4 protein-coding genes are annotated in these 1,874 nt (G+C 29.7%); 2 read left to right on the top strand and 2 right to left on the bottom strand.

Going from position 1 to position 1,874, the window contains the following annotated elements; translation table 11 throughout:
• Nucleotides 1–340: hypothetical protein (locus HMPREF2897_RS12965; protein WP_176744857.1), on the top strand; the 340-nt coding region annotated here is incomplete at its 5' end.
• A gap of 150 nt (nt 341–490) precedes the next feature.
• Nucleotides 491–586: a type I toxin-antitoxin system Fst family toxin gene (locus HMPREF2897_RS12805; protein WP_002495832.1), complete on the top strand. Its 96-nt coding sequence runs from the start codon at nt 491–493 to the stop codon at nt 584–586.
• 553 nt (nt 587–1,139) lie between these two features.
• Here the strand turns inward: HMPREF2897_RS12805 and HMPREF2897_RS07630 are convergent.
• Nucleotides 1,140–1,520, bottom strand: coding sequence for a winged helix-turn-helix transcriptional regulator (locus HMPREF2897_RS07630; RefSeq protein ID WP_070592871.1), 381 nt, complete (start codon nt 1,518–1,520; stop codon nt 1,140–1,142).
• A 162-nt stretch (nt 1,521–1,682) separates the two neighbouring features.
• Nucleotides 1,683–1,874 (bottom strand): LPXTG cell wall anchor domain-containing protein (locus HMPREF2897_RS07625; protein WP_141751289.1); only part of this gene is annotated, 192 nt, incomplete at its 5' end.

The following is a 1,874-nucleotide window of genomic DNA, read 5'->3' as shown; positions in this document are numbered from 1 at the left end:
TTATACTATAAATTCAACTTTGCAACAGAACCATGATAAAGCGTTAGACGCAAAAATGAACGAAGTGATTTATATACATAGCAAACCTATCAAAATATTCTTTAAAATAGTAAGTAAAAAATGGATTACAGGTATGATTTTGGTACCATTTATATATAGTACTACTATATCTTTGTCTTATAGTGTTATTACAAACCCTGGATTTATTATTTTTTCAATGATTTCATTGTACACTTTGAATTTCACCATACTTATTCAAGCAACTATTAATATCAATAGAAGTAATGATATAGATCGTTATTATGGTTATTATAAATGTAATTGTGATAAAGAAGATTAAAACGTAGTAGTATAAGGAGATATCAGACTGTTTTAAAATACAATATAAGTTGACTTATCAGAACTGGATATGCTTCAAAAGCTACAGGTGATATAATAATGGAGTCGCCTTAACTTCCGGCGGTATTTTCGACGGAAGGAGGTGCTTAATATGCTTATGATCTTCGTTTACATCATTGCACCAGTCATTAGTGGCTGTGCAGTTGCGTACTTTACTTACTGGCTTAATAGTAAACGCAATAAATAGAAGGCGACGTTAAGCCGCATCAAAAATCCCCTCACTACCACAAATAGTGAGGGGATTGGTGCATATATGCATATAATCTTCGTTGAATGTATTATAACATCATAGTGTGTAGGAATGCAAAATTAGTATATATAAAGGGATGAATAGAGATAGAAAGCGTCATAGGATTTCTAACAATAGTTTTCTTTGCTGCAATGATCATCACTTTTTCTGTTACAGCTATACTATATATAATAAAAGGACTTTATAATGAGCAAGCAACAGGTGCTTTATTAGCTAGTTCATTATTCATGATTCTATTTATATTTTCTGCTCTTTTCTATTTATTTTTAGTGAAAAAATAAGATATGAAAAAAACGTTCGTTTATGGTACACCCGAATCATACAAATGAAGTTGTTGAAGTGCCAGTAACTGTCACTTTATTTAGTATTTGAGAATGATTTCACTTAATAAATAAGAAAAAACAATGTACTTTAATATGGTACGTTGTTTTGCTATTAACACATATTGCGTTTAACTATCATTGTTTAACTGCTCTCCATATTTCTTTCCTTAATTTTCCACCATGTCTATGATAGGGATTAAGTCTTTTCCTTTTTCTGTTAAAGCATAAATAACTTTTGGAGAAACTTCTGGATAAACAGTTCTACTTATAATGTTATCATTTTCTAATTCTCTAAGTTGCTTAGTTAATGAGCATTGAGAAATACTTTCCAAAAATTTCTTGATTTGCTTATAGCGTCTATCTTTTTCTTTTAAATACCATATAATTAAGTTTTTATAACGACCCGAGAGAATGTTTTGAGTATAGGCAATACCATAGATATCTCGGCCTTCTTCTATAAGTCTTCTGTTAAAAATCATAATTACAAATTTTAACCATAAAACCCCTCCAATATAAAATAGCGTACTTTCATGTATTATTAAATACATCTCAATTATTAATCCATTTATATACTAGCCTCAAATTAAAAAGACAACAAGGATTAATAGCTTTTATAACTGTTAATCCTTGTTTTCTTTATACAATAATAAAAACCAGGTTTTTTTAAACCTGGCTTTTACCATTAATGAATATTGTATTTTTATTGGATATTACTTGTTATCTGCATCTTTTTTACGGCGTCTACCGAATAAGAATAAAGATCCTAAGCCAGCAAATAATGATCCGAATAAAGTCGCATTATTTGAATTTGATTGTTCACCAGTTTGTGGTAATGCTTCTTTGTCGGAATGATCTTTATCAACATCTTTGTCGGAATCTGAATCACTGTCTGAGTCTGAGTC

The sequence above is a fragment of the Staphylococcus sp. HMSC065D05 genome (genome assembly GCF_001813195.1).
GTDB classification, from domain to species: domain Bacteria; phylum Bacillota; class Bacilli; order Staphylococcales; family Staphylococcaceae; genus Staphylococcus; species Staphylococcus epidermidis.
Note: the sequence above shows the minus strand (reverse complement) of the source record. Positions and strands in the feature narration are given on the sequence as shown.